Annotated in this window: 18 protein-coding genes; 12 read left to right on the forward strand and 6 right to left on the reverse strand. The window is 69.7% G+C overall.

Annotated features, from left to right (window positions below; translation table 11 throughout):
* Nucleotides 1-5: 5 nt before the first annotated feature.
* A complete protein-coding gene (locus tag DEJ00_RS06210) occupies nucleotides 6-1,268 on the reverse strand; it encodes a hypothetical protein (RefSeq protein ID WP_111056740.1) in 1,263 nt (420 codons plus the stop codon).
* 82 nt (nucleotides 1,269-1,350) lie between these two features.
* Here DEJ00_RS06210 and DEJ00_RS06215 point away from each other — a divergent pair, with 82 nt between their 5' ends.
* From DEJ00_RS06215 to DEJ00_RS06235, 5 genes are all read left to right on the forward strand, one after another.
* A complete protein-coding gene (locus tag DEJ00_RS06215) occupies nucleotides 1,351-2,103 on the forward strand; it encodes a WecB/TagA/CpsF family glycosyltransferase (RefSeq protein ID WP_027464898.1) in 753 nt (250 codons plus the stop codon).
* Nucleotides 2,104-2,144: 41 nt separating this feature from the next.
* Entirely contained in the window at nucleotides 2,145-3,188 is a 1,044-nt protein-coding gene (locus DEJ00_RS06220) for a glycosyltransferase family 4 protein (protein ID WP_181440093.1), read from the forward strand.
* Nucleotides 3,189-3,298: 110 nt separating this feature from the next.
* Nucleotides 3,299-4,444 (forward strand): O-antigen ligase, encoded by a 1,146-nt coding sequence (locus DEJ00_RS06225; RefSeq protein ID WP_181440094.1) that lies wholly within the window; start codon nucleotides 3,299-3,301, stop codon nucleotides 4,442-4,444.
* Nucleotides 4,441-5,307 (forward strand): glycosyltransferase family 2 protein, encoded by an 867-nt coding sequence (locus DEJ00_RS06230; RefSeq protein ID WP_111056743.1) that lies wholly within the window; start codon nucleotides 4,441-4,443, stop codon nucleotides 5,305-5,307. The genes DEJ00_RS06225 and DEJ00_RS06230 overlap by 4 nt, the downstream gene beginning before the upstream one ends.
* Complete coding sequence (locus DEJ00_RS06235) at nucleotides 5,304-6,395, forward strand: NAD(P)-dependent oxidoreductase (RefSeq protein ID WP_111056744.1); 1,092 nt, start codon at nucleotides 5,304-5,306, stop codon at nucleotides 6,393-6,395. Before DEJ00_RS06230 ends, DEJ00_RS06235 begins: the two co-directional genes overlap by 4 nt.
* 212 nt (nucleotides 6,396-6,607) lie before the next feature.
* Here the strand turns inward: DEJ00_RS06235 and DEJ00_RS06240 are convergent, their stop codons facing one another.
* Nucleotides 6,608-7,033: a DUF3060 domain-containing protein gene (locus DEJ00_RS06240; protein WP_111056745.1), complete on the reverse strand. Its 426-nt coding sequence runs from the start codon at nucleotides 7,031-7,033 to the stop codon at nucleotides 6,608-6,610.
* A 102-nt stretch (nucleotides 7,034-7,135) separates the two neighbouring features.
* Nucleotides 7,136-10,939 (reverse strand): Ig-like domain-containing protein, encoded by a 3,804-nt coding sequence (locus DEJ00_RS06245; RefSeq protein WP_146247880.1) that lies wholly within the window; start codon nucleotides 10,937-10,939, stop codon nucleotides 7,136-7,138.
* Between the two features lie 263 nt (nucleotides 10,940-11,202).
* Between DEJ00_RS06245 and dnaK the strand changes: the two genes are divergently transcribed.
* The 4 genes from dnaK to DEJ00_RS06265 all read left to right on the forward strand — a co-directional run bounded on the left by dnaK (nucleotide 11,203) and on the right by DEJ00_RS06265 (nucleotide 15,311).
* Nucleotides 11,203-13,068: a molecular chaperone DnaK gene (dnaK, locus tag DEJ00_RS06250; RefSeq protein WP_071404963.1), complete on the forward strand. Its 1,866-nt coding sequence runs from the start codon at nucleotides 11,203-11,205 to the stop codon at nucleotides 13,066-13,068.
* 2 nt (nucleotides 13,069-13,070) lie between these two features.
* The gene (locus DEJ00_RS06255) at nucleotides 13,071-13,730 is read left to right on the forward strand and encodes a nucleotide exchange factor GrpE (RefSeq protein WP_083404289.1); all 660 of its coding nucleotides are present in this window, start codon (nucleotides 13,071-13,073) and stop codon (nucleotides 13,728-13,730) included.
* A 41-nt stretch (nucleotides 13,731-13,771) separates the two neighbouring features.
* Nucleotides 13,772-14,776: a DnaJ C-terminal domain-containing protein gene (locus DEJ00_RS06260; RefSeq protein WP_017886377.1), complete on the forward strand. Its 1,005-nt coding sequence runs from the start codon at nucleotides 13,772-13,774 to the stop codon at nucleotides 14,774-14,776.
* Between the two features lie 124 nt (nucleotides 14,777-14,900).
* A complete protein-coding gene (locus DEJ00_RS06265) occupies nucleotides 14,901-15,311 on the forward strand; it encodes a heat shock protein transcriptional repressor HspR (RefSeq protein ID WP_027464889.1) in 411 nt (136 codons plus the stop codon).
* Nucleotides 15,312-15,377: 66 nt separating this feature from the next.
* On the opposite strand, the gene DEJ00_RS06270 is transcribed toward DEJ00_RS06265, so the two are convergent.
* Complete coding sequence (locus DEJ00_RS06270) at nucleotides 15,378-17,432, reverse strand: Ig-like domain-containing protein (RefSeq protein ID WP_111056747.1); 2,055 nt, start codon at nucleotides 17,430-17,432, stop codon at nucleotides 15,378-15,380.
* A 121-nt stretch (nucleotides 17,433-17,553) separates the two neighbouring features.
* Between DEJ00_RS06270 and DEJ00_RS06275 the strand changes: the two genes are divergently transcribed.
* On the forward strand, nucleotides 17,554-18,699 hold the full coding sequence (locus tag DEJ00_RS06275; RefSeq protein ID WP_258373562.1) for a class I SAM-dependent methyltransferase: 1,146 nt from the start codon (nucleotides 17,554-17,556) through the stop codon (nucleotides 18,697-18,699).
* A gap of 61 nt (nucleotides 18,700-18,760) precedes the next feature.
* On the opposite strand, the gene DEJ00_RS06280 is transcribed toward DEJ00_RS06275, so the two are convergent.
* Together DEJ00_RS06280 and DEJ00_RS06285 are read right to left on the reverse strand one after the other, a co-directional pair.
* Complete coding sequence (locus DEJ00_RS06280; RefSeq protein WP_111056749.1) at nucleotides 18,761-19,591, reverse strand: aldo/keto reductase; 831 nt, start codon at nucleotides 19,589-19,591, stop codon at nucleotides 18,761-18,763.
* 73 nt (nucleotides 19,592-19,664) lie between these two features.
* Entirely contained in the window at nucleotides 19,665-20,084 is a 420-nt protein-coding gene (locus DEJ00_RS06285; protein WP_111056750.1) for a pilus assembly protein CpaE, read from the reverse strand.
* 238 nt (nucleotides 20,085-20,322) lie between these two features.
* On the opposite strand from DEJ00_RS06285, the gene DEJ00_RS06290 reads away from it, so the two are divergent.
* Entirely contained in the window at nucleotides 20,323-23,022 is a 2,700-nt protein-coding gene (locus DEJ00_RS06290) for a glycoside hydrolase family 2 protein (protein ID WP_111056751.1), read from the forward strand.
* Between the two features lie 111 nt (nucleotides 23,023-23,133).
* Nucleotides 23,134-24,741: a sugar transferase gene (locus DEJ00_RS06295; protein ID WP_111056752.1), complete on the forward strand. Its 1,608-nt coding sequence runs from the start codon at nucleotides 23,134-23,136 to the stop codon at nucleotides 24,739-24,741.
* Nucleotides 24,742-24,851: the final 110 nt, after the last annotated feature.

Here is a 24,851-nt window from a genome sequence, read left to right on the forward strand (position 1 = left end):
ACCCGTCAGAGTCGCCGCGATACGGGCGCCCAGCGGAGCACGGCATGGAGCGCAGGGAAGACAACCCACGGCGCGGTCGCGGCGATCAGCCGGACGGGCACAGCGATGTCCGACGGTACGGCGACGAGGATGCCGAGCGAACACGCGAGCGTGACGACCCGCGCAATCGTGAGCTCGGCGTTCGATCGGCGGTAGCGCTGGAACGTCGAGAACACGGTGCTGGTCCACAGTGCTGACACCAGGAGGCAAGCGACGACGCTGAACGGGACTGCGTCGGAGAGCGCGGTCAGCTGGATGGCGCTCAGGACGAAGGGCACGACCGCAGCGGCCGTCGTGCCCCAGAGCACGCCGGCCAGGATCGCGCTCGCAGCGATCGTGGCGGGGAAGGCGAGCGACCGCATCCGTGCGCGGAAGGTCGACGGCACAGCTCGAGTGGGATCCCGGTGATCGGCCGATCGCTCCTCGATCGCTCGGCCTCGCATCGAGCGGATGACGGTCGGGGAGAGTCCTGTCTGCAGCATCTGGAACGGTCCCGCGATGAGGGTGGTGCAGCTCCGGAACGCGCCGGCCACGGCGAGTGACGTCGATGCACCGAGCGCGATCACCACCGCGCTCATCGTGGTGCCGATGAGGACGCCGTCGAGCGCGAGGAACGGGATGTCCCGCCGGTACTCGTCGAGGAAGGCCCGGACGCTCCACGACCGGGTCGGGCGTCCGCGCAGTGCGAGTCCTGCGGCACCCACTCCGTACGCGATCGTCATCGCCACCGGCAGCCCCACCGACGCGTCGACGCCGGGCAACAGCCCGACAGCACAGAGTCCCGCCAGGACCACCATCACCACGGCGTCGGTCGAGACGACGCGGCCGTAGCGGACGGCCGACATCTCGACCGATCGTGTCGTGTCGTACAGGGCGTACGTGACGAGTGCGGCTGCGAGCGCGAGTCCGGATGCGGCGGTTGCGAGACCGAGACCGACGACCGCGATCGTGATCGAGGCGGGAGCCGCTGCGACGAGGGTGAGCAGCACCGCAGCGCGGCGTGCTGCTCGAGACCGTTCCGGGTCGCCTGACAGGTAGATGACGACGGGCAGTGCTCCGAATCCGCGCACGAAGCCGGCCGCCATGAAGAACACGGAGAGCAGAACGGCGAAACGGCCCCATCCGTCGGGAGTGAGGCGGACGGTGCCGACGATCGTGATGCCCATCTGGCCCAGGCTCAGCATCGCCTGAGCGGCGAAGGGGAGCGCGAGTCGGCCGAGTCGCTGCATGTTCGCGCCTCTCTCATTATGGATGTCACGTGTTAGTATATCACCGACCCGGGGTGACCCGCCTGATGAGTGAAGGACCGAGATGCTGACATTTGCCGAGTTCGAGCGAACCGAGATCGCGGGCGTGCCGATCATCGTCGCGACCCGTGATGAAGCGATCGAACAGATCGCGGCGGTCGCGCAGAGCGGTGGTGCCGGTGACGTCCACCTGGCGAACTCGTACGTGATCTCCCTCACCGCGCAGGACGAGGACTACCACCGGCTCATCGCCTCCGGGGCTGCCGTCTACCCGGACGGGAAGCCCCTCACGTGGGTGTCGAGAGTGCTCCCGGGCCGCGCGCTGTCGCAGGTCAGGGGCCCGTCGCTGTTCCCGGACATGATGGACCGGGGGCGGAGCCGGGGACTCCGGCACTTCTTGCTCGGCAACACGGACGAGGTGCTGGCCTCCCTCCGCGCCGAACTCGAGCGGCGGTACCCGGGCGTCTCGATCGTCGGGACGCACCGCTCGTACTTCCGGCCGCTGACCGACGACGAGCTCGCCGCGCAGGACGCCGACATCGTCGCCGCTGATCCGGACATCATCTGGGTCGGCCTCGGCACACCGCTGCAGGACGTCGAGACGCGACGGATCGCCGAACACCTCGGGAAGGTCGCGATCGGGGTCGGGGTGGCGTTCGACTTCATCGCGGGGACGAAGCCAGTGGCGCCGGAGTGGATGACCCGTGTCGGACTGGAGTGGGTCTTCCGGCTCGCGAGCGAACCGCGCCGTCTCTGGAAGCGCTACCTCATCGGGAACTTCGTGTTCCTCCGCGCGGCCTTGCGGCGACGCCGATGACCGGCGGACGCGTGGCGGTCGTCAGCCAGGTTCCTCCGCCCGTGCACGGCCAGACCGTGATGACCCTCCGCTTCTTCGACGTGCTCGAGCGGCTGGGGCGACCGTCACGACTCATCGACCGACGGTTCAGTGCGACGGTCGCCGAGGTCGGTGTGCCGTCGCTGCGCAAGGTGGTCGCGGTGGTCGGACTGCTCACCCGTGTCGTCTGGACGAGCGTCCGTTTCCGACCCGAGGTGGTCGTGGTGTTCGTCACCACCCGGGGCGGATCGTTCCTCGTCGACTGGGCCGTGTCCGAGCTCCTGCGGCTCTTCCGGAGTTCTCTGGTGCTCTACGTGCACTCGGTCGGCTTCGAGGACCTCCGTCGTCGAGGTCGGTTGTGGGCGTGGTGTGTGGACCGTCTCCTCGGCTCGAGCGACCGGATCGTCACACTCGGTCCGTCCCTGCTCGCAGACCTGCCTGGCCGCGCTGCACTGTGTCTCGCCAACACGCCGGGCCCGGTGCCGGCAGTGACCACCGCAGCCGACCCGTGCAGCGTCCTCTTCCTGTCGAACCTCATCCCCGGTAAGGGTGCCGAGGACTTCGCGCGGATCGCCGGGCTCCTCCTCCGTCGCACCGGGACCGAGCCCTGGCGTTTCACGCTGGCGGGTTCGCCCGCCGATGCAGCCGTCGTCGCAGCGGTCGAACGAGAACTGGTCGACGCTGACGCCACGGCGCGTGTCGCGGTCGTGGGTGCGCTCGGTGCGGCGGAGAAGTGGCAAGCCTTGGCGGTGTCGACGTGTCTTGCCTTCACGTCGTCGCTCGAAGAGGCGCAGCCGTTGACGATCGTCGAGGCGTTCGCGAGCGGCACGCCTGTGGTCGCGTACCGCGTCGGCGGCGTTCCGGACCTCATCGAGCACGGTGTCAACGGCTTCCTCGTCGACGTCGGCGACGAGGAAGCGTTCGCCGATGCACTCGAGTCCCTGATCGGAGACCCTGCACTCCGCGAACGTCTGTCCGCTGGCGCCTCCCGGACCTTCTCGGCTCGTCTGTCCGAGCTCGCCTACACGGACGCCTGGCGACACGTCCTCGACGAGAGCACCCGATGAGCGTCCGTCCCGCCACGGCGTTCCTTCCGAGCCGTCGATCGTTCCGAGGGCACCGCTGGCGAGCCCCGGCGCTTCCCTGGCTCACCTGGGTAGCGGTGACGATGGCGATCGTGATCGACACGAGTGGCCGTGTCGGTCTGGGGTCGGTGAGCCTCTCGGCGTTCATCTCGCTCGGCGTCATGGCGGTGCTCATCGCGCTGGCCCCGCTCGTCGTGGGAGCGGGCCTCGCAGCCGTCCCCCTGCCGTTCCTCCTGTTCTACGGCTTCGTCGTCGTCCGTCTCGTCTTCGCGCCCAACCCCGACGGGCTCCAGAACGCAGCGATCCTCACCATGTTCACCTTCGGCATCGCGTTCTCGGCGCGGTCGGCGACGGTGGAGGTCGCCGGCGCGACGCTCCGGGTGTTCGCCGGTGTCGGTGTCCTGGTCGCCGTCGTGTTCGCCGTCGGCAGTGTGTCGGGTGCGGACGTCTACATGACCCGTGCGTTCGCCCTCACTGCTCTCGTGCTGCTGGCCGCTGCGGTGGTGCTGCCACCGACGGACCTCCTCGCCCGTGCCGCTCCGTTCGTGATCGTCGGGGCCATCGTGCTCAGCCTGTCCCGGACGGCGTCCGCGATCAGCATCCTGATGTTGGTGGGACTCGTCGTCCGGCTCCGCCGAGGACACCGGCTCCTGCTCGCCTGTGGCGCGGTGACCGGCGTCGCGCTCGCCACGTGGGCGCTCCTGTCGACGTTCGCACCGCTGCGTGATCGCTTCCTCGTCGGTGACAACGCGGTCGAGGTCGGTGGCCTCGCGATCAACACCTCCGGCCGTTCGGCGCTCTGGGAAGCAGTCAGCCAGAACGCGATGCACGCGCCCTTCCTCGGCCACGGCCCGGGGTCGGCGGTCGTCTTCGTGACGGAGCGGTTCGGTGGGATCACCCAGCCGCACAACGAGTACCTCCGCGTCCTGCACGACGAGGGCCTCGTCGGACTGGTCCCGTTCGTCCTGGGCTGTCTGCTCGTGCTCGTCCGTGTCATCAAGCGGATCGCACGGACGGACCAACCGATCCACTGGGCCGCGCTGTTCGCCCTGACGGCGACACTCGCTGCCGCCGCCACGGACAACGTCCTCGTCTACCCGTTCGTCCTGCTTCCCGCCTCGGTCCTCATCGGGCTGTCGCTCGGTCTCCCGGTCGGTCTCTCCGAGCAACCGACGACGGGAGCGCGCGCACGAGAGCCTCGAACCGGCGACCGCGGACTCCTCGGAGCATCCCGATGACCGGTCGCCCCGACATCGCAGTCGTGATGAGCGCGTACAACGCCGTCGACACGATCATCCCCGCCGTGCGCTCGCTCCTCGACCAGACCGAGGTCGCCGTAGAGGTCGTGGTGTTCGACGACGGATCGACCGACGGGACCGATCTCGCGCTGGGATCACTCGTCGATCCGAGGCTCCGCGTGATCCGCTCCCCGCACAACGTCGGTCGATCGGTCGGACGCGACCGCGCCATCCGAGCGACGACCGCAGCGGTGATCGCGATCGCTGACGCGGACGATGTCGCGCTTCCCGGAAGGCTCGCGGCACACGTCCGACAGCTCCGGGGAAACCCGCACGCGGTCGCGACGTTCGGCAGGCTCGTCGAGCAGCGCGGCTCGCGGACGATCCTCGCCGATCGGTTCCCGCCCGACTCCGATGCCGTCGACGCGATGTTCGAGCGCGGTCAGATGCCGGTGGCGCACCCGGCGAGTGCGTTCCGCCGCGAGTGGTACCTCGACACCGGCGGGTACGACCCACAGATCCGCTGGTGCGAGGACTACGACCTGTTCGCACGCGGATGGCGCCCAGGAGCCGTCGTCCCCGACCCCGCGACCGTCGTGGTCTACGCGTCCCCTGGAGCCGTCCGGCCGTGGCGTTACTGGTGGGAGAACGAGCGGCACCGTCGTGCGATCACCGCCCGTGTCCTCGCGGCCGGCCGCTCTCGAGCCGGTGCGACTCCCATCGCGCCCTACCTCCGTGCTGCCAGCGCCCCACCACGTCGCGCCGTCGAGGTGCTCCGGTACGTCGCTGTGTCAGCTCGCGACGCCGTTCGCGAACGTCGGCGTCTCCACCGTCCCACAGAAGAAGGAAGCGGAAACAGATGAACACCACCAAGACCGTCCTCATCACCGGGGGTGCCGGCTTCATCGGCTGCGCCCTGTCCCAGCGGCTCGCGAGTTCGTTCACCCGCTGGGTGGTGGTCGACTCGCTGCACCCACAGGTGCACCCCGAGCGGGTCCGACCGGATGGACTCCACGACTCGGCAGAGCTCGTGGTTGGCGACATCACGAAGAGCGCGACCTGGGACCGTGTGCTCTCGGACATCCGCCCGGACATCGTGATCCACCTCGCCGCAGAGACGGGAACAGCGCAATCGCTCGACGAGGCTTCGCGTCATGCCGAGGTGAACGTCGTCGGCACCACGCGCATGCTCGACGGGTTCGGTCGTCACGGCATCGTCCCCGAGCGGATCCTGCTCAGCAGCAGTCGAGCCGTGTACGGCGAGGGCCGCTGGATCTCCGAGCGGGGGGACGTCCGGTACCCGGGCCAGCGCAGTCACGGGCAGCTCGAGCGTGGGGCGTGGGACTTCGACGGACTTGTGCCGCTCCCCGCCCGCGCCGGCGACAACGTCCCGCATCCGACGAGCGTCTACGGGTCGACCAAGCTGTCGCAGGAGCAGATCCTCGCGGCATGGGTGGGCGCGCGCGACACGGCGTTGACCGTGCTGCGCCTGCAGAACGTGTTCGGGCCCGGCCAGTCGCTGACGAACAGCTACACCGGGATCGTCTCGTTGTTCTCGCAGCTCGCCCGTGCCGGTCGGAGCATCCCGATCTACGAGGACGGCGAGATCACCCGCGACTTCGTCTTCATCGACGACATCGCCGACGCCTTCGTCGCTGCACTCGGGACCGCTCGCTCGGTCGGGACGACGACGTTCGACGTGGGGTCCGGCGTGCCTTCGACGATCAACGATCTCGCTCGGACGATCGCTCATCACCACGGAGCACCCGCGCCGCACATCACCGGGGCGTTCCGTGACGGCGACGTCCGGTTCGCCGCGTGTGACGTTGCTCCGACGGTCGCTGCGCTCGACTGGCAGCCGCAGTGGAAGCTGGACGCCGGCGTCGTGCGCCTGCAGGACTGGATCGACGGCCAGCTCGGCACGCCGGTCGAGGCACTGCTGGCTGGCTGAGGCGCTCGCACAAGAAGCCCCGACCGCTCCCGTGTGGAGCGGTCGGGGCTTCTTGCTGTCCCGCGGAAGGCCGGCGGTCGTTGATCGTCACACGCGTCGCCCGCCGAAGAGACCGAGGCGAGCACTAGCACGCACACGAAGATGCCCCGGCTGCTCGCGATGAGCAGCCGGGGCATCTCGTGGTGTGCGGGAACAACACGCTCGTGCGCGTGCTACTCCGCGGTGATCTCGTTCTGCTCGCCCTTGTCGTCGACCGTGGGGGTGTTCCCGGCCTTCACGAGGTTGCCGTTCGAGCCGGCACCGATGGTCACCGACCCGACGGACTTCGCATGGACCGAGTTGATGGCACCGCTGATCGAAACGTGTCCGACGGCTCCGGACACCGTGACGAGCGAATTGGACGCGGAGATCTCGACGTTCTCGCAGTCGCCCTGCACGGTGAGCTCAGCGCTGTCGTCGGTGACCTTCGCGGTCCCGTCCTTGCATGCGACGTCCTTCTTGACCACAGGCGGGGCCGTCGACGTGGACGTCGGACTGGAACTGGGCTTCGCCGTGTTCGTCTCAGCCGCCGTGCAGCCCGCGAGTGTGGCGATGGCGAACGCGGCGGTGGCGATGGCGAGCGGCTTGATGAACTGCATGAGGGATCCTGACGTCGATTGCGTTGTGTGGATGGGAAGGGTCGAGGCCCAGGTCGCGGTGAGCGAGCCTGGGCCTCGACGAGTGCTCCGGATTCGGAGTGCTCAGCTCACCGTGAAGGAGAACCGCGCCCTCGTGTCCGCACCGGGCAGGGACTGCAGCACCTCGCCCGAGTAGCTTCCGGGCGCCAGCGTCACGGTCGACGTCAGCGTCCAGGTGCCGTCGTTCTTGACCGATCCCGTGGCCAGGGTGGTACCGCCGGAACCCTTGATGACCAGCGGAGCGTTGGGCGTGCCCGTTCCGGAGAACACCGGCGTGCCGCTGGTCACCGTCCCGCCGATCGCCGGGCTCTCCAGCGTCACCGCAGTGAACTGGATGCGGAACTGGAACGGGGCGGTGGTCACCTTGCCGTCAGCGACCTGTCGGACGGTCCCGGAGTAGGTACCGGCTCCGAGCGCGATCGTCGAGGTGAGGTCGAACTCGCCGTTGCTGCGCACCTTGCCCGCGGCGAGCTGGGTCCCGGAAGCGCCGGTGACGGTGATGTCGGCGTCCGGAGTCCCCTTACCGCTGAAGACCGGGTTCGGGGTGGAGACCACCGCGTCCTGCGCGGGAGTGGTCAGCGAGACGGGGATCATCGGTGCGACGACGGCGAACCGGAAGTCCGCCGAGGTGGTCTTGCCGTTGACGGTCTGCCACGCCTTGCCGGCGTAGCTACCTCGAGCGAGGGTGACGTCCGAGGGAGCTTCCCAGGTGCCGTCGTCCTTCACGACGGCGGTGGCGAGGAGGGTGCCGTAGGTGCCCTTGACCTCGACGGTCGCGCCGGGCTGGCCCGTGCCGGTGAACACGGGCTTGGTGTCGGTGACCTCGGCGCCGATCGCCGGGGTCTCCAGCGTCACCGGGGCGATCGCCTGCACGACGGTGAACCGGAAGTCCGCCGAGGTGGTCTTGTCGTTGACGGTCTGCCATGCCTTGCCGGCGTAGGTGCCGTTGGCGAGGGTGACGTCCGAGGGAGCTTCCCAGGTGCCGTCGTCCTTCACGACGGCGGTGGCGAGGAGGGTGCCGTAGGTGCCCTTGACCTCGATGGTCGCGCCGGGCTGGCCCGTGCCGGTGAACACGGGCTTGGTGTCGGTGACCTCGGCGCCGATCGCCGGGGTCTCGAGCGTCACCGGGGCGATCGCCTGCACGACGGTGAACCGGAAGTCCGCCGAGGTGGTCTTGTCGTTGACGGTCTGCCATGCCTTGCCGGCGTAGGTGCCGTTGGCGAGGGTGACGTCCGAGGGAGCTTCCCAGGTGCCGTCGTCCTTCACGGTCGCGGTGGCGAGGAGGGTGCCGTAGGTGCCCTTGACCTCGATGGTCGCGCCGGGCTGGCCCGTGCCGGTGAACACGGGCTTGGTGTCTTCGACCTCAGCACCGATCGCCGGGGTCTCCAGCGTCACCGGGGCGAGGTTCTGGCCGACGGTGAACCTGAACGGTGCCGTCGTGGTCTTGCCGTCGACGGTCTGGGTTGCCGTCCCGGCGTAGCTACCGGTTGCGAGCGCAATGGCCGATGGGACCGTCCAGGTGCCGTCCGCCTTGACCTCGGTCGTAGCGAGGACGCTGCCGTAGGTGCCCTTCACGACGACGGTCGCCCCGGGCGTGCCGCGGCCCTGGAAGACCGGGTTCGGCGTCGAGACGTCCGAGCCGATCGCAGGAGCAGTCAGCGTGACCGGGACCATCGCCTTGACCACGAAGTTGATCGGCGCGGACGTCTTCTCCCCCTCGAGCGGCGTCTGCGTCGCGATGAGCATGTAGCTGCCGTCCACGAGGTCGAAGCCGGCCGGGACACTCCACTTGCCGTCCTTGACGGTGGTGGTGGCGACGACTCTGCCGGTCGAGCCCGTGATCTCGATCGTGGCACCTTCGTCGCCCGTACCGGAGAACACCGGACGCTTGTCGGTCGCGGTCGATCCGTTCGCCGGGGTCTCCACGACGATCGGAGCGACCGGGTTCACGGCCTCATCGATCGTGGCCTGCGTGGTGCTCGTGGTGTTGAACGCGCCCTCCACGGCGGTGCCGCTGAGGACGGTGCGCATCGGGAAGGTGCCGGCGTCGGCGTCCTCGGGGGTGCTCACGTTGATGTTCCAGCGCATCAGCGATGCGTCGGGGAGGTTCCAGGTCGTGGTGGTGGTCGCGAAGTCGTAGGTGTACTTCGTGCCGTCCTCGGAGCGGACCCCGTTGGTCAGGGTCATGGCGGCGTTCGTCCAGGCGTCCTCACCCGGCTTCTTGAACGAACCTTCGATCGTGCCCTGGTCCGCGGCGAAGGTCGTACCCTCGGGCGCGGTGAACTCGACCTTGCCCTGCGGGCGACTGATCGAACCGTTGGTCTTGAACAGGGACTCCACCGAGGTGACCTCGCCACGCTCGAGGGTGACAGCGGTGCCGTCCTGGCCCGAGATTGCGGCATCGTTGATGACGACGTCGAGGTCCTTCGAGTCGTGCTCCTCGCCGTCGATCTCCTGCACGATGTGCAGCGGGTTCGTCCCGCGGTCGAGATCGTCGACCGTGATGCTCCACGCGCCGGTCTCGGCGTCGGCTTCGACGCGCTTGTCGCCGATCGTGATCGTCGCGCCCGGGGTTGCGGTACCCGAAATGACCGCGGTCTTGCCTGCGTGGTCGATCGACGCAATGTTCGCCACGAGGTCGACGACGTTCGTCTCGATCGTCGTGGTCGTCGTACCCTCGGCCAGGAAGTCACCCTTGCTGCTGGTACCCGGCATGGAGAAGTCCATTGCGTCGGAACCGGCGGGGGCGTCACCGGCAGCGGTGACGCCGACCATGAAGCGATACTGCTCATTCGCGCCGTGGTTGGCGGCCCAGTCAACGTCGAACGTGATGGTCTTGCCGTCGCTCGAGGGCGAGCCGTTCGTCAGCGGAATCGAGGTCGAGTTCTCCCAACCGGTCCCACCGACCTGGCGCCACTGGCCCTGCACCGTGGTCTGCTCATCGAAGGTCGTGCCCTCGGGCGCCTCGAGCGTGACAGTCCCGTCCGTGTTCGTGCGCGCTTCGCGGTTCTCGACCACGAAGGGCACCTGGGTGCTCTCCCCGCGCTCGAGCTCGATCGGGCCCTGGTCGACACCGACGAGCGTGCCACCCGCGACGATGGTCGCGGTGACGGTCTTCTGGTCGACCTGCGCGTTGTTGAACCGCTGCGTCGCGGTGAGGGAGTTGGCTCCGACGGAGAGCCCTTCGACCGTCATCGACCAGTTGCCGCTCGCGTTGACGTTGGCGACCTTGCTGCCGATCGTCACCGTGCCGTTCGGCGTTGCGGTGCCCGACACCTCAGCGCTCTTCGCGATGTTGTTCACCTTCGTCACCTGCGCGGTGAGCGCAACTTGCTCGAACCGAGAGCCAGCCAGCGGGGTTGCCTCGGATCCAGGAGCGGCCCAGGTCCTGCCGGCGTCGGTGACGCTACCCCCGGCGAACTTGTTCACGGTTGCGCTGTAGACAGCGCCGGATCGTGAAACTGACCAACGCACGGGGTTGTCGGTCGTGCAGTACGCCGGGTCCGCGGAGATGAAAGTGCTGGTGGCGTACAGGAGCCCGAGACACCCGACGGAGCCCACGTTGATGTACCCGGTTGTTCCAACGTCCGGGAACGTTGCCGACGTCGCGCGGGCTGCCGCTGCGCTGTACGTGCTGTAGTCGGTTGCAGTGAACTTCGTGGTGAAGGCCTCCGTCCCGGAAATGGTGTAAGCGCGGTAGCTGTTGCCCGCCTTGAACACCAAGGGCGTGGAGAACGAATCCGTCTGGACGGGGGACGCCGTCGCCGCCGTCGCGCCGAAGGAGAGGCCGGACACGATGGTGGCTGCGGCCAGTCCGGCCGCACCCATGGACTTGAGGGCAGTCGATGCCCTCTTCTTGTGAGACATGTGCATCTTTCAGGACAGGCCGCAGGCAGCGGCCGCGCGGGAAGGGGCACGCCCGTCGGTAGACTCCGACGGCGCATGTGTATTCAGAATATCACGTGAAATACCAACATACGCACGTGCTAGCCCTGGCGGGGGGCGCCTGTGAGTTGAGTGAGACCGGCGCAAGTTCGCCGTCCCGAAGTTGACTCCAGGCGACTCAGGAGTAGAGTTGAGTCCATCGGACGCAAGTCCAACGACTTACCCCCAAGCAAGAGGAGCAACACATGGGACGTGCAGTAGGCATCGACCTCGGAACCACCAACTCCGTCGTCGCAGTTCTCGAAGGTGGCGAGCCCACCGTCATCGCCAACGCCGAGGGCATGCGCACGACGCCCTCGATCGTGGCCTTCACCAAGGACGGCGAGGTCCTGGTCGGCGAGACCGCCAAGCGCCAGGCCGTGACGAACGTCGACCGCACCATCGCGTCGGTCAAGCGTCACGTCGGCACCGACTGGACCACCGAGATCGACGGCAAGAAGTACACGCCGCAGGAGATCTCGGCCCGCACCCTCGGCAAGCTCAAGCGCGACGCCGAGCAGTACCTCGGCGAAGACGTCACCGACGCGGTCATCACCGTGCCGGCGTACTTCAACGACGCCGAGCGCCAGGCCACGAAGGACGCCGGTGAGATCGCCGGCCTCAACGTCCTCCGCATCATCAACGAGCCGACTGCCGCCGCTCTGGCCTACGGCCTCGACAAGGGCAAGGAAGACGAGCTCATCCTGGTCTTCGACCTCGGTGGCGGCACGTTCGACGTCTCCCTGCTCGAGGTGGGCAAGGACGACGACTTCTCGACGATCCAGGTCCGCGCGACCTCCGGTGACAACCGCCTCGGTGGCGACGACTGGGACCAGCGCATCGTCGACTACCTGGTCAAGAAGTTCAAGGACGAGCACGGCGTCGACCTGTCCACGGACAAGATCGCCAAGCAGCGCCTGAAGGAAGCGGCTGAGCAGGCCAAGAAGGAACTGTCGTCGCAGATGTCGGCGAACATCCAGCTCCCGTACCTGACGCTCACCGCCGAGGGCCCGCTGAACCTGGACGAGACCATCTCGCGCGCACAGTTCGAGCAGATGACCTCCGACCTGCTCGACCGCACCAAGAAGCCGTTCAACGACGTCATCAAGGAAGCCGGTGTCTCGGTCAACGACATCGCCCACGTGGTGCTCGTCGGTGGCTCGACCCGCATGCCCGCCGTGGCCGAGGTCGTCAAGTCGCTGACCGGTGGCAAGTCCCCGAACCAGGGCGTCAACCCGGACGAGGTCGTCGCCGTCGGCGCCGCACTGCAGGCCGGTGTCCTGAAGGGCGAGCGCAAGGACGTCCTGCTCATCGACGTCACGCCGCTGTCGCTCGGCATCGAGACCAAGGGCGGCCTGATGACGAAGCTCATCGACCGCAACACCGCGATCCCGACCAAGCGGAGCGAGACCTTCACGACCGCTGACGACAACCAGCCGTCGGTCGCCATCCAGGTCTTCCAGGGCGAGCGCGAGTTCACCCGCGACAACAAGCCGCTCGGCACCTTCGAGCTCACCGGCATCGCACCGGCTCCCCGTGGCGTCCCGCAGGTCGAGGTCACCTTCGACATCGACGCCAACGGCATCGTGCACGTGTCCGCGAAGGACAAGGGCACCGGCAAGGAGCAGTCGATGGTCATCTCCGGCGGCTCGTCGCTGCCGAAGGAGGACATCGAGCGCATGGTCCGCGAGGCCGAGGAGCACGCTGCCGAGGACAAGGCTCGTCGCGAGGCCAACGAGCGTCGCAACCAGGCCGAGCAGCTCGTCTACTCGATCGAGAAGCTGATCAAGGAGAACGACGAGAAGCTCCCCGCGGACGTCAAGTCCGAGGTGCAGGCCGACGTCGACGCGCTCAAGTCCGCTCTCGCGGGCGAGGACGACGACGCCGTGAAGTCCGCCTTCGACAAGCTCAACGAGTCGCAGGGCAAGCTCGGCCAGGCCATCTACAGCCAGCAGGACGCAGCAGCCGGCACCGCCGGTGGCGAGCAGCCCGCGGGTGAGCAGCCGGCCGACGACGAGGACATCGTCGACGCCGAGGTCGTGGACGACGAAGACGACAAGGACAAGAAGTAACGATGACGGATCCCAAGGACAACGCGCCCAACGAGGACGAGCCCCAGGTCGAGGGCGACGCCACGAACGCTGCCGAGCCCGAGGACCTCATCGAGGCGGAGGGGCCCGACGTCGAAGTACCGACTGACGGCCCCGCCGCCGGGGGCCCGGCGGCGGATGCAGCGAACGACCTCTCCCCGGAGGACGAAGCGCTGCTCGCCGACGCCGCCCGCGGCATCGCCGAGGACAAGCTGAGCACCGAGGACCGCGACCTCGTCGCCGAGATGCGTGCGGACATGCTCCGTGCGCAGGCCGAGCTGGTGAACTTCCGGAAGCGCGTCGAGCGTGACCGTGAGGCCAACCGCGAGGTCGCCATCGCCGAAGTGGTTCGGGCACTGCTGCCGGCGCTCGACGACCTCACCCGGGCCGAGGCCCACGGTGACCTCGCGGAGGGTCCGATGCAGGTCATCGGCCAGAAGATCCGCGGGGGCTTCGAGAAGTTCAAGCTCGTGCAGATCGGCGAGAAGGGCGAGGCGTTCGACCCGAACATCCACGAGGCGATCGTCCAGCTCCCCACCCCGGGTGCCACCGGACAGACCGTCGCGGACGTCGTCGAGCCGGGCTACAAGCTCGGTGAGCGCGTCCTCCGCGCGGCCAAGGTCGCGGTGGCGGTCCCGGCCTGAGCCGGCTCCCCACGGTGACGACAGAAGAAGGCAGGTGATCCATGGCCAGTCAGGATTGGTTCGACAAGGACTTCTACAAGGTCCTCGGCGTGTCCAAGGACGCCTCCGACGCCGAGCTGAAGAAGACGTACCGGAAGCTCGCGCGGCAGTTCCACCCGGACTCCAACCCGGGTGACGCCGCCGCCGAGAACCGTTTCAAGGAGATCAGTGAGGCGTACTCGGTGCTCTCCGACAAGGAGCAGCGCCAGGAGTACGACCAGGTCCGCGCCATGGGCTCCGGCGCTCGCTTCACGGCGGGCGGCGGGGGCCAGGGCGGGTTCGAGGACGTCTTCGGCGGGATGTTCGGGCAGCAGGGCGGTGGCGGACAGCGCGTCCGCTTCGGCCAGGGCGGCCCCGGCGGTGCCGGCGGTTTCGAGGACATCCTCGGCGGGATGTTCGGCGGGGGTGGTGGCTTCGGCCAGACCTCCGGCGGCTACCGCGGCTTCGGTGGGCCGACGAAGGGCCGCGACGTCACGGCGTCGACGACCCTCGACTTCACGACGGCGATCGCCGGTGACACCGTCAAGCTGTCGCAGGGCAACGGCCGACCGGTGAACGTCCGCATCCCCGCGGGTGTCGCCGACGGTCAGAAGATCCGTCTGCGCGGCCGCGGCGAGCCCTCGCCCGATGGCGGTGAGGCCGGTGACCTCGTGGTCGCCGTGTCGGTGCGGAAGCACCCGGTGTTCGAGCGCGACGGGCTCAACCTGCGCGTGGACGTCCCCGTGACGTTCACCGAGGCAGCGCTCGGCGCGACGATCGAGGTCCCGACGCTCGGCGGTTCGCCCGTGAAGCTCAAGGTCGCCCCCGGCACGCCGTCGGGTCGCGTCCTGCGCGTCAAGGGCCGCGGCGTCACGACGAAGAACGGTACGGGCGACCTGCTCGCGACCGTCCAGGTCGCGGTGCCGTCGCACCTGTCGGACAAGCAGCGCGAGGCCGTCGAGGCACTCGCGGCTGCGCTGCCCGACGAGAACCCCCGCGAGGACCTCCTCGCCAAGGCGCGCGACTAGCGCGCAACCACAGCAGTAGACCCGGCCTGGAGGAACGGCGCGGCTCCGTCAGGAAGCCGCCCCGAGCCTCCAGGCTGGTTTTCACCCCCACGCGGACGACGGAAAGGAACGCGCCATGACCGACATGGACGAGAACTCGCCCGTCTTCGCGATCGCGGTGGCTGCGGAGCTCGCCGAGATGCACCCGCAGACGCTGCGGCAGTACGACCGGCTCGGCCTGGTCGTGCCGGGTCGCACCCGGGGTGGGTCGCGGCGCTACTCGATGCGCGACGTGGTGCAGCTTCGCGAGATCGCGCGCCTCGGCTCCGAGGGGGTGTCGCTGGAGGGCATCCGGCGGGTGCTCGACCTGGAGAACGAGAACAAGGCGCTCCGCGATCGTGTGCGGGAACTCGAGTCGGCGCTGGCCGACCAGCTCATCAACCGGCCCGGCGCACGGGTGTTCGCCGCCACCGCGAGTGGTGCGGCGATCTCGCTCAAGGCGGGGTCGCGGCCGCAGCGGAACACGCAGATCGTGTTGTACCGCGGGCCGCGCTGAGTTTCGGAGAGCGCAGAACGCCCCCGGTGACCATCTGGTCACCGGGGGCGTTCTGCGAGCCGGGGCTCAGTTGATGGTGAAGCGGACGGGGGCTTCCGTCGTGGCGTTGCCGGGGGCGGTCTGCTTCGCGGTGAGGGCGTAGCTGCCGCGGGCGAGGTCGATGTTCGACGCTGCGCTCCAGGTGCCGTTCGACTCGACCTTCGCGGTCGTGACGACGCGGGTGGTGCCGCGGATCTCGATCGTGGCGCCGGCCTGGCCGGTCCCGGTGAACGTGGGTCGGGCCCCGGTGGTGGTGCCGTTCATCTCCGGCGACGTCACCTCGATCGGCGCTGCCGCGGCGGCGGCGATGGTGAAGTGGACGGGGGCTTCCGTCGTGGCGTTGCCGGGGGCGGTCTGCTTCGCGGTGAGGGCGTAGCTGCCGCGGGCGAGGTCGATGTTCGACGCTGCGCTCCAGGTGCCGTTCGACTCGACCTTCGCGGTCGTGACGACGCGGGTGGTGCCGCGGATCTCGATCGTGGCGCCAGCCTGGCCGGTCCCGGTGAACGTGGGGCGGGGTCCTGTCGCGGTGCCGTTCATCGCGGGGGTCTCGACCACGATCGGTGCAACGGAGTCGTCTTCGGAGGTGAAGGCGATGTTCCGCATCACCGACGTGCGGCCGTCGGCCGTGGTCTGTGTGAACGTCACGTCGTACCCGGCCGTGCTGGTCAGGTCGGCCGAGGCCTTCCACGTCCCCACGCCGGAGCGCGCACCGGTGACCGGCGTCGTGAAGAGTTCGCGGCCGCTCTGGTCGGTGGCGGTGATCGTCGCGCCGGCCTCGGCCGTTCCCTCGAACGCGCGAGCGCCGGGCGTGTACGTGTTCTCGTCCTTGATGCCGTCGACCTGCAGGAGACGGGGGAGGGCCACGCGCTCCGACAAGGAGGAGAACCCCTGCCCGTCGAAGCCGAGGTTCGCGATCTCGAGCTGCTTGCCGGCATCCTGCGCGCGGATGACGTAGCTCCAGAGGTCGTTGTGCGCCATGCCGTCGATGACGCGGTCGCCGTCGAGGATCCAGAGGCCCGGCGCCCCGTCGGGCTCACCGACCACCTGGACCCGGCCGTCGGTGTGGACGTAGACGGATCGCAGGGTCGGCTTCGGCACCGAGGCGTCGGTGGGGAGCTGCGCGAGCGGCGCCGCTGTCCGCGGCGAGGACACCTCGGCTTCGTTCTGGCTGATCAACGAGACGGTCGACCCGAGGTACTCCTGCGGGACGCGCGCGACGAAGCCGGTCGCGGTGAGGGTTGCACGGACGATGCGGTTGCCGGCTGCGTCCTCCACGAAGACGGACGACGTGGTGTCGTCGTGCTGCCCCGTCAGGACGAACGATCCATCGAGACGGCGTTCGGTCGTCTCGAGTGTCGGAGCAGCGGGGGTGTCTGCCTTCGCGGGCGAGAACCCGATGCTCCGGAGTGCGTTTGTCCGGCCGTCCGTCGTCGTCTGGGTCAGGGTGACGGAGTAGTCCGTGCCCGCGGCGAACCGCGCGTCACCACTCCACGTACCGACACCGTCGCGAGTGCGCGTCGCCGTTGCTGTGAACAGGGTTGCCCCCGACAAGGCATCGGTCGCCACGACGGTTGCGCCGGCTGTCGCCGTTCCTGAGATCGTGGTCGTGCCGGGGGTGAACGCGTTGCCCGTTCCGAGACCGGAGACCGTGAGCATGTGCGGGAGGGCGACGCGCTCAGTGCGGGTCTGCGAGCCGTCCGCGGCGGTGTGGACACGGATGACCTCGAGCCCGAGGTCCTTGTGGCGGTCCTGCACGTTCAGGAAGAACGCGCCGCCCGCGGGTTCGTGGTCGAGGACCTCGTCGCCGGCGAGCAGCCAGACCGCGTCACCCCCGGCGTCGCCGGCGACGATCCGTGCCCCATGGAGCGTGCTCCAGTCCTGCAGGAAACGGGGCGCACTCAGCGCCGGGTCCACTGTGATGGAGTCGAGGTCGTAGCCGGCGTCGGTCGAGGTCCCTGCGGCGGCGGCTGCGGGAGTGGTGGTGGCAGCGGTGGCGACGGCGGGCGTCAGCAAGCCGAAGCCGAGTGAGGCGGTGAGGACACCGCAGACGACTGCGGCGCTCCGGAACGAGGTGGATGCCATGGCGGGCTCCTTCTGGTGGGGGATTCCCAGTGTATTGACATGTGAAATACGCAGCCTGTTGATATCGCGAGTGCGATCCCCACTCGCTCCGGCACGGGCCGTCGCCGGGTACGCTGACGCGGTGCCAGACTTCGCCGACCTCTTCCGCCGACGCGACGACGACGCGCCCGACCTCATCGCGATCGACGGCACCGACCGCTTCCTGCTCGACGAAGCACCGCACCTGCACGGCGACGCACTCCGGCAGCCCGGCGAGGTCGCGGTCGTCGACGACCGGTACGGGGTGCTGACGCTCGGCCTCATCACGCAGTACGGGGCGAGCGACATCCGCGTCGTGCAGGACTCCCTGGTGGGGGAGCGGGCACTCGAGGCCAACGCCGGCACGTTCGGGCTGCGCGGCTTCCACCACCCCGACTCGCTCGAGGACGCCTTTCGCGACGTGCGGCTCGTGGTGCTGCGGCTGTCGAAGTCGCACGATCGCCTCGACGAGATCGCCCGCGCGGTCGCCCGGTTCGCGGCGCCGGACGTGGTGCTGCTCTGCGGCGGCAACGTGAAGTACATGCACGTGACGCAGAACGACGTGCTCCGGCGCTCGTTCGGCGAGGTCACGGCATCACGAGGTCGTGGCAAGTCGCGGCTGCTCATCGCGCAGGACCCCCTGCGCGCGCAGGCGAACCGCGCCGCCACGACGAACCCCTGGCCCAGGTCGGTGCACGTCGACGACCTCGGCATGACCCTGGTCGCGCACGGCGGTGTGTTCGCCGGGACGTCGCTCGACCAGGGCACGCGGGTGCTGCTCGACGCGATGGACCAGGCGGTCCCGACCGCGCGCACGATCGTCGACCTGGGCAGCGGCAACGGCGTCATCGCGGCTGCGGTCGCTCGTCGGCGACCGTCGGTGCGGGTGATCGCCACCGACGTGTCGCGGATCGCGGTCGAGTCGACGCGTGCGACGGCGGAGGCCAACGGCGTGGCCGACCGGGTGACGGTGCTGCGGACCGACGCGGGCGACGAGCTCGCCGAGGGGTCCGCGCAGCTCGTGCTCTGCAACCCGCCGTTCCACGCGGACACGACGGTGACCACGGACACGGCCGAGGCGATGTTCCGGAACGCGGCCACGATCCTCCAGGCCGGCGGTGAACTGTGGTGCGTCTGGAACACGCACCTGCGCTACCGGCCGGTGCTCTCGCGCCTGGTCGGGCCGACCCGTGAGGTCGTCCGGACCCCGAAGTTCACGGTGACGGCCTCGGTCGCGACCAACCGCTGACGGCGAGAGCCGCCCGGGCTGACCCGGACGGCTCTCGCGACGTGGTGCGGTGGGGGACCGATCAGGCCGGCACGTAGTCGAACGTGTCGGGGTCGGGGCCCGTGCGGTGACCCTTGTCGAGGGCGGTGATGTCCGTCATGTCCTCGTCCGAGAGCTCGAAGTCGAAGATCGCGAAGTTCTCCTCGACGCGGGCCCGGGTGACCGACTTCGGGAACACGATGTCGCCGCGCTGGATGTGCCAGCGGAGGACGACCTGGGCCGGGGACTTGCCGACCGACGCGCCGACGCGGGTGATGGTCTCGTCGTCGAGGACGAGGCCCTGCGCGATCGGGGACCACGCCTCGGTCGCGATGCCGAGCTCGCGGTTCACGGCGCGGAGGTCGTCCTGCACGAGGTACGGGTGCACCTCGATCTGGTTGACCGACGGCGGGACGTCGGTCTCGGCGCGCAGGCGGTGCAGGTGGTGCGCCTGGAAGTTCGAGACGCCGATCGAGCGGGCGGTGCCGGCGTGGTACAGCTCCTCGAGGGCCTTCCACGTCGGGACGAAGTCCGAGACGGTGGGCAGCGGCCAGTGGATGAGGAACAGGTCGGTGTAGCCGCCGAGCAGGTCGGCCGACTTCTTGCCGTTCTCCAGCGCCGCGGCCGGGTCGTGGAAGCCGTTGTTCAGCTTGGAGGTGACGAAGATCTCGGAACGGTCGATGCCGGACTCGGCGATCGCCTCGCCGACCTCCTTCTCGTTTCCGTACATCTCGGCGGTGTCGATGTGGCGGTAGCCGACCTCGAGCGCGGCCAGTGTGGCGGCCTTCGTCTCGGAGGGGTCGATCTGGAAGACACCGAAGCCGAGCTGCGGGATGGTCTTGCCGTCGTTCAGGGTGATGTTCGGAACGGTCATGGTGTCATGCAACCAAACGCCCCTCAGCGCCCATTCCGCCAACGCCCAGGAACGGCGACCCCGGGCGTGCCGTTCACGCGAGCGCGGCCGTGATGTACGCCTGCAGGGCCTGCCCGTAGGCGATGGCCGGCACCTCGGACGCGAAGCTGCGGTCGGTCCCGCCGATCGTCGCCGTCACGGTGAAGACCACGCGGCCGCCGACCTGCACCCGGGTCAGTCCGATGAACGAGGGCCCGAGGAGTTCGCGGAGCTGGTCCTCGCGGGGCAGCCAGAGCGACTCGGTGGCGGTGACCGAGTCGAGCGCCCACTCGGTGGTGCCGTTGAAGCCGAGGATCGTGCCGGTGGGGGAGTCGTGCCGTTCGACGGTCATCTCGGACACCGTGTAGACGTCGTCGTCGATGCCGGGCTTGTCGATCACGAACCGGTCCCCGGTCTCGGGGTGCCAGCGGAGGCCGGCGTCTCGGAGGGACCTGGCGAGTTCGACGGTGATCACGTTCCCACCTTGCCCGCGCGACCCGCCCCTGTCACCACCTAGGTTGCCGAAAGCATCCCGTACTAGCATCGCCGAGCACCCCTCGCGCGAGCGCAACCCGTTCGTGCGCGCGACGTGACGACGCCCGGGCAACCGGTGCCGAGCCTCCAGGCCGTGGGAACCGGCCGTGGGCCGGACCGCCGGTCGGCGTCCCCGACCGAGGCTGACGGACACCCTGCCGCCGAAGAGAAGGACCCGCATGACCCTCGAACGCGAGGAACTCCGCGACGACTGGACAGTGACCCTGGCCGGGGGAACCGGCGCGCCGGACGGTGTCGCGGGCCGTGCCATCCCGGCGACGGTGCCGGGCCAGGTGCACACCGACCTGGAACGGGAGGGCCTGCTGCCGGACCCGACGTTCCACCTGAACGAGCAGCCCGCCAAGTGGGTCGGCCGCGCCGACTGGGCCTACCGCCGCACGGTCGACGTCGACCCGCGGGGCCACGAGCGCGTCGACCTGGTCTGCGACGGCCTGGACACGGTCGCGGAGCTCAGCCTGGACGGCGTCGTCGTGGGCACGACCCGCAACATGCACCGTCGCTACCGATTCGACGCCCGGGTGCAGACGGGATCCGGCGGCACCACGAAGGACCTCGAGATCCTGTTCGAGTCGCCCTACCGCGAGGCCGGCCGGGTCGCCGCGAAGGCCGGCAGCATGCCCGGTCCGTACGACGAGCCGTTCCCGTACATCCGCAAGATGGCGTCGAACTTCGGCTGGGACTGGGGGCTGACGGCGGTCACGAGCGGCCCCTGGCGGCCGGTCGCGATCGAGCGTTGGTCGACCGCGCGCCTGCGCGAGGTCCGCCCGCTCGTCGACGTCGAGGCCGGCGAGGGCGTGCTCGATGCGCACATCACCGTCGAGCGCTCGGGCATGAACGACCTGGACCAGGACGGCGAGGACGACGACCTCGTGCTCGTGGTCACCGTCAGCGGCGAGACCGAGGACGGCGGCACCACACGCCAGCGGTCCCGCGCGCAGCTGACCCCGAAGGACGACGAGACGGTCGTCACCGTGCGCGTCCCCGAGGCGCGGCGCTGGTGGCCGCGCGGCTACGGCGCGCAGCCGCAGTACGACGTCGTGGTCGAGCTGCAGACCGTCGACGGCGAGGTGCTCGACCGCGACACGTTCCGCACCGGGTTCCGGTCGACCCGCATCGAGACCCAGGTCGACGGCATCGGCCGCCCCTTCGCGGTGCACGTCAACGGCACGCTCATCGACGTCCGGGGCGTCAACTGGATCCCCGACGACGTCATCGTCTCGCGCGTCGATCGCGCCCGACTCGAGTCCCGGCTGGGTGCCGCGGCCTCGCTCGGCACGAACCTCGTGCGCGTCTGGGGCGGCGGAGTGTACGAATCGCGCGACTTCTACGAGGTCTGCGACGAACTCGGTCTGCTGGTCTGGCAGGACTTCCCGTTCGCGTGCTCGGCCTACCCCGAGGTCGAGCCGATCCGCAGCGAGGTCATCGCCGAGGCACGCGACAACGTCGCCCGCCTCGCCCGCCACCCCTCGCTGGTGGTCTGGAACGGCAACAACGAGAACATCTGGCTGCACGACGCCGACGGCTGGGGTGCGGAGCTGGGCGACCGGGGCTGGGGACTCGACTACTACCTCGACCTGCTGCCGACCATCGTCGACGCCGTCGACCCGTCGCGCTTCTACACGGTCGCGTCGCCGTGGTCCGGCTCCGAGTCGCTGCCCGCGAACGAGGTCGACCACGAGACGCACCATTCGTGGGACGTCTGGAACCGGCTGCCCGACACGGCCTACCGCGAGTCGGTGCCCCGGTTCGTGTCCGAGTTCGGCTGGCAGGCGCCGCCCGCCTGGCGCACGCTGCGCGAGGCGGTCACGGACTCGCCGCTCCGGGTCGACTCTCCCGGTGTGGTCCACCACCAGAAGGCCGCCGACGGGATGGCCAAGCTGGCACGCGGTCTCGAGCCGCGCTTCGGCGCGGTCGACCCGGCCGCGTTCGACGCGTGGCACTACCTGACGCAGCTGCAGCAGGCCCGGGCGATCGCGACCGGCATCGAGCACTGGCGCACGCACTGGCCGCGCAACACGGGTGTCGTGGTGTGGCAGCTGAACGACCTGTGGCCGGTGTCGTCCTGGTCGGCGATCGACTCGGCGGGGCGGCTGAAGCCGCTCGCGCACGAGCTGCGCCGCCTGTACGACGACGTGCTGCTGACGATCCGTCCGGTGTCGACGGTGTCGGTGACGCCGGGCACCGCAGGCACCGCAGGCGCCGCAGGTACCGCTGGTGCGTCGGGTGCGGAGCGGACTGGAGGCCCGGATCACCCGGGTGGGTCGTCTGCGGTCGGCGAGACGGCCGACCTGGGCGAGCTCGCGGACACGCTCTCGCTGGGTGTCTCGCCCGGTGCCTTCGGGTCCTCACCGGTCGAGGTGGCCGTCCGGTCGACCCGCACCGGGCACGACAGCGTGGTGCGGGTGCGCCGGGTCACCACGGCCGGCACGATCCTGGCCGAGGTGTCCCTGCCGGTCCGGTTGTCCGGTGCCGGCGTCGCGGTGGTGTCGCTGCCCGAGTCGGTCGGTGTCGTCGACGACCCGGCGAACGAGCTCATCGTCGCGGACATGGACTGGCGCCGTGCGGTCTGGACCCCCGGCCCCGATGCTGCGATCCGCTGGGAGCCCGCCCGCTACCGGACCTCGTTCGCGGTGGTCGACGGCGGTCTGGACCTGACGGTCGAGGCCGACTCGCTCGTGCGCGACCTGCTGGTGCAGCCGGACCGGGTCGCGGACGGCGGCACGGTCGACCGTGGGTTCATGACGCTGCTGCCCGGAGAACGGGTGGTGTTCCGGCTCGGTGGTGTGACCGAAGCGGACGTGCCGGCGCTGCGAGCGGAGCCGGTCCTCTGGAGCCTGGACCGCGCCCTCGCGCGTTGAAATGCAGAACAGCACGGTGATATATTTGACGTTGCGCCGCTCGTTGTCGTGATCTGAGCGACTCCGGCGTCCGATCGACATCCTCGTCGACCGGTCGACAGGAGGTCTCACATGTCGCTCGCCATGCGCCCACCCACCGGGGCGGTGCCGACCGTGCTGCACCCGACCGTGCTGCACCCGACCGTGCTGCCCCCGACCGTGCTGCCCCCAAGCGTGCCGCACCCGAGCGGGCTGCACCCGAGCGTCCCCGTGTCCTCCCCTGCCTGGGCTGCCGGGGCCACGGCGTCGCACCGCACGGTCGCTCCGGCGGGCGCTCGCCGGGGGTTCGTCCCCGCGGTGGCGCTGCTCGACCTCGTGCTGCTGCTCGCAGCGTTCGTCATCGCCCACGTCGTGCGGTTCCCCTGGGAGCTCGCGTCCGTCCGGCCGCGCTCCGGCTGGTTCGAGTTCGTCGTGGCCCCCGCCATCGTCGTGGTCTGGATGCTCCTGCTCTCGGCGTTCCGCACCCGCGACCCCCGGATCGCCGGCATCGGCGGCGACGAGTACCGCCGCCTGGTCACCGCGAGCCTCGTCGCGGTCGCCGGTGTCGCGGTCGTGGCGTACGCAGCCCAGCTCGACCTGGCTCGCGGGTACGTCGCGATCGCGTTCCCGTTGGGGCTCGCGTTCCTGGCGCTCGGCCGCAAGGGGGTCCGGACCGTGCTCGCCCGCAGCCGCGCCAGGGGTGAGCACCTGCAGGACGTCCTGATCGTCGGCGACGCCGAGGACGTCCGCTACGTCGGCGCTCGGATCGCCGCCGCACCGAGCGCCGGCTACCGGGTGCGTGCCGTGGTGACGGACTGTGCTCCGGTCGGGGCCGAGGTCGACCTGGGGGTGGCCACCGCTCCGGTCGTCGGCGGCATCGAGGACGTGCTCGTGCACGCCCGGGCCGAGGGTGTCTCGGCCGTCGTCGTCGCGGGTGCCGTCCGAGGTGGGCACGCGCGCCTCCGTCGGCTCGGGTGGCAGCTCGAGGAGCACGGCGTCGAGCTCGTCGTGTCCTCTCCCCTGGCCGACATCGCCGCCGGGCGGGTGCACGAGCGCCCCGTGGACGGGTTGCCGCTCATGCACGTCGAGACGCCCGACTACCGCCACCGCGCGGGCAAGCGGGCACTCGACGTCGTCGGCGCCGCGTTCGGCCTGGCACTGCTCTCCCCGGTCCTCGCCGTGGTCGCGCTGGCGATCCGCGCCGACGACGGCGGGCCGGTCTTCTTCCGGCAGGTCCGCGTCGGTCGCGGTGGTGCGGAGTTCCCGATCCTGAAGTTCCGGACCATGTGCGTCGACGCCGAGGCGCGCATGGCTGCCCTGCAGTCCGAGAACGAGGGCGCCGGTCCGCTGTTCAAGATGAAGGACGACCCGCGGGTGACCCGGGTCGGTGCGTTCCTGCGACGGACCTCACTCGACGAACTGCCGCAGCTGTGGAACGTGCTCACCGGTTCGATGAGCCTGGTCGGCCCTCGGCCTGCCCTGCCGCGCGAGGTCGCGCTGTACGAGGACTTCGCGGACCGCCGACTCCTCGTGACCCCGGGGATCACGGGCCTGTGGCAGGTCAGCGGCCGATCGGACCTCGACTGGGCCGAAGGGGTCCGGCTCGACCTGCACTACGTCGAGAACTGGTCGTTCCTGCACGACCTCGTGATCCTCGCCCGCACCGTCCCGTCGGTGCTGCGGTCCCGCGGCGCGTACTGAGCGCTGCGCTTCCCTGTACGAACAGTGTCCGTTCCGGTGCCCGGCCTGGGCATCCAGCGGCGGGGGAGTTACGATGGACGCACACGGACTTCCGCCGCGTGGGTCGACGA

Origin of the sequence: Curtobacterium sp. MCLR17_039, assembly GCF_003234745.1 — a bacterium.
Lineage (GTDB): Bacteria > Actinomycetota > Actinomycetes > Actinomycetales > Microbacteriaceae > Curtobacterium > Curtobacterium flaccumfaciens.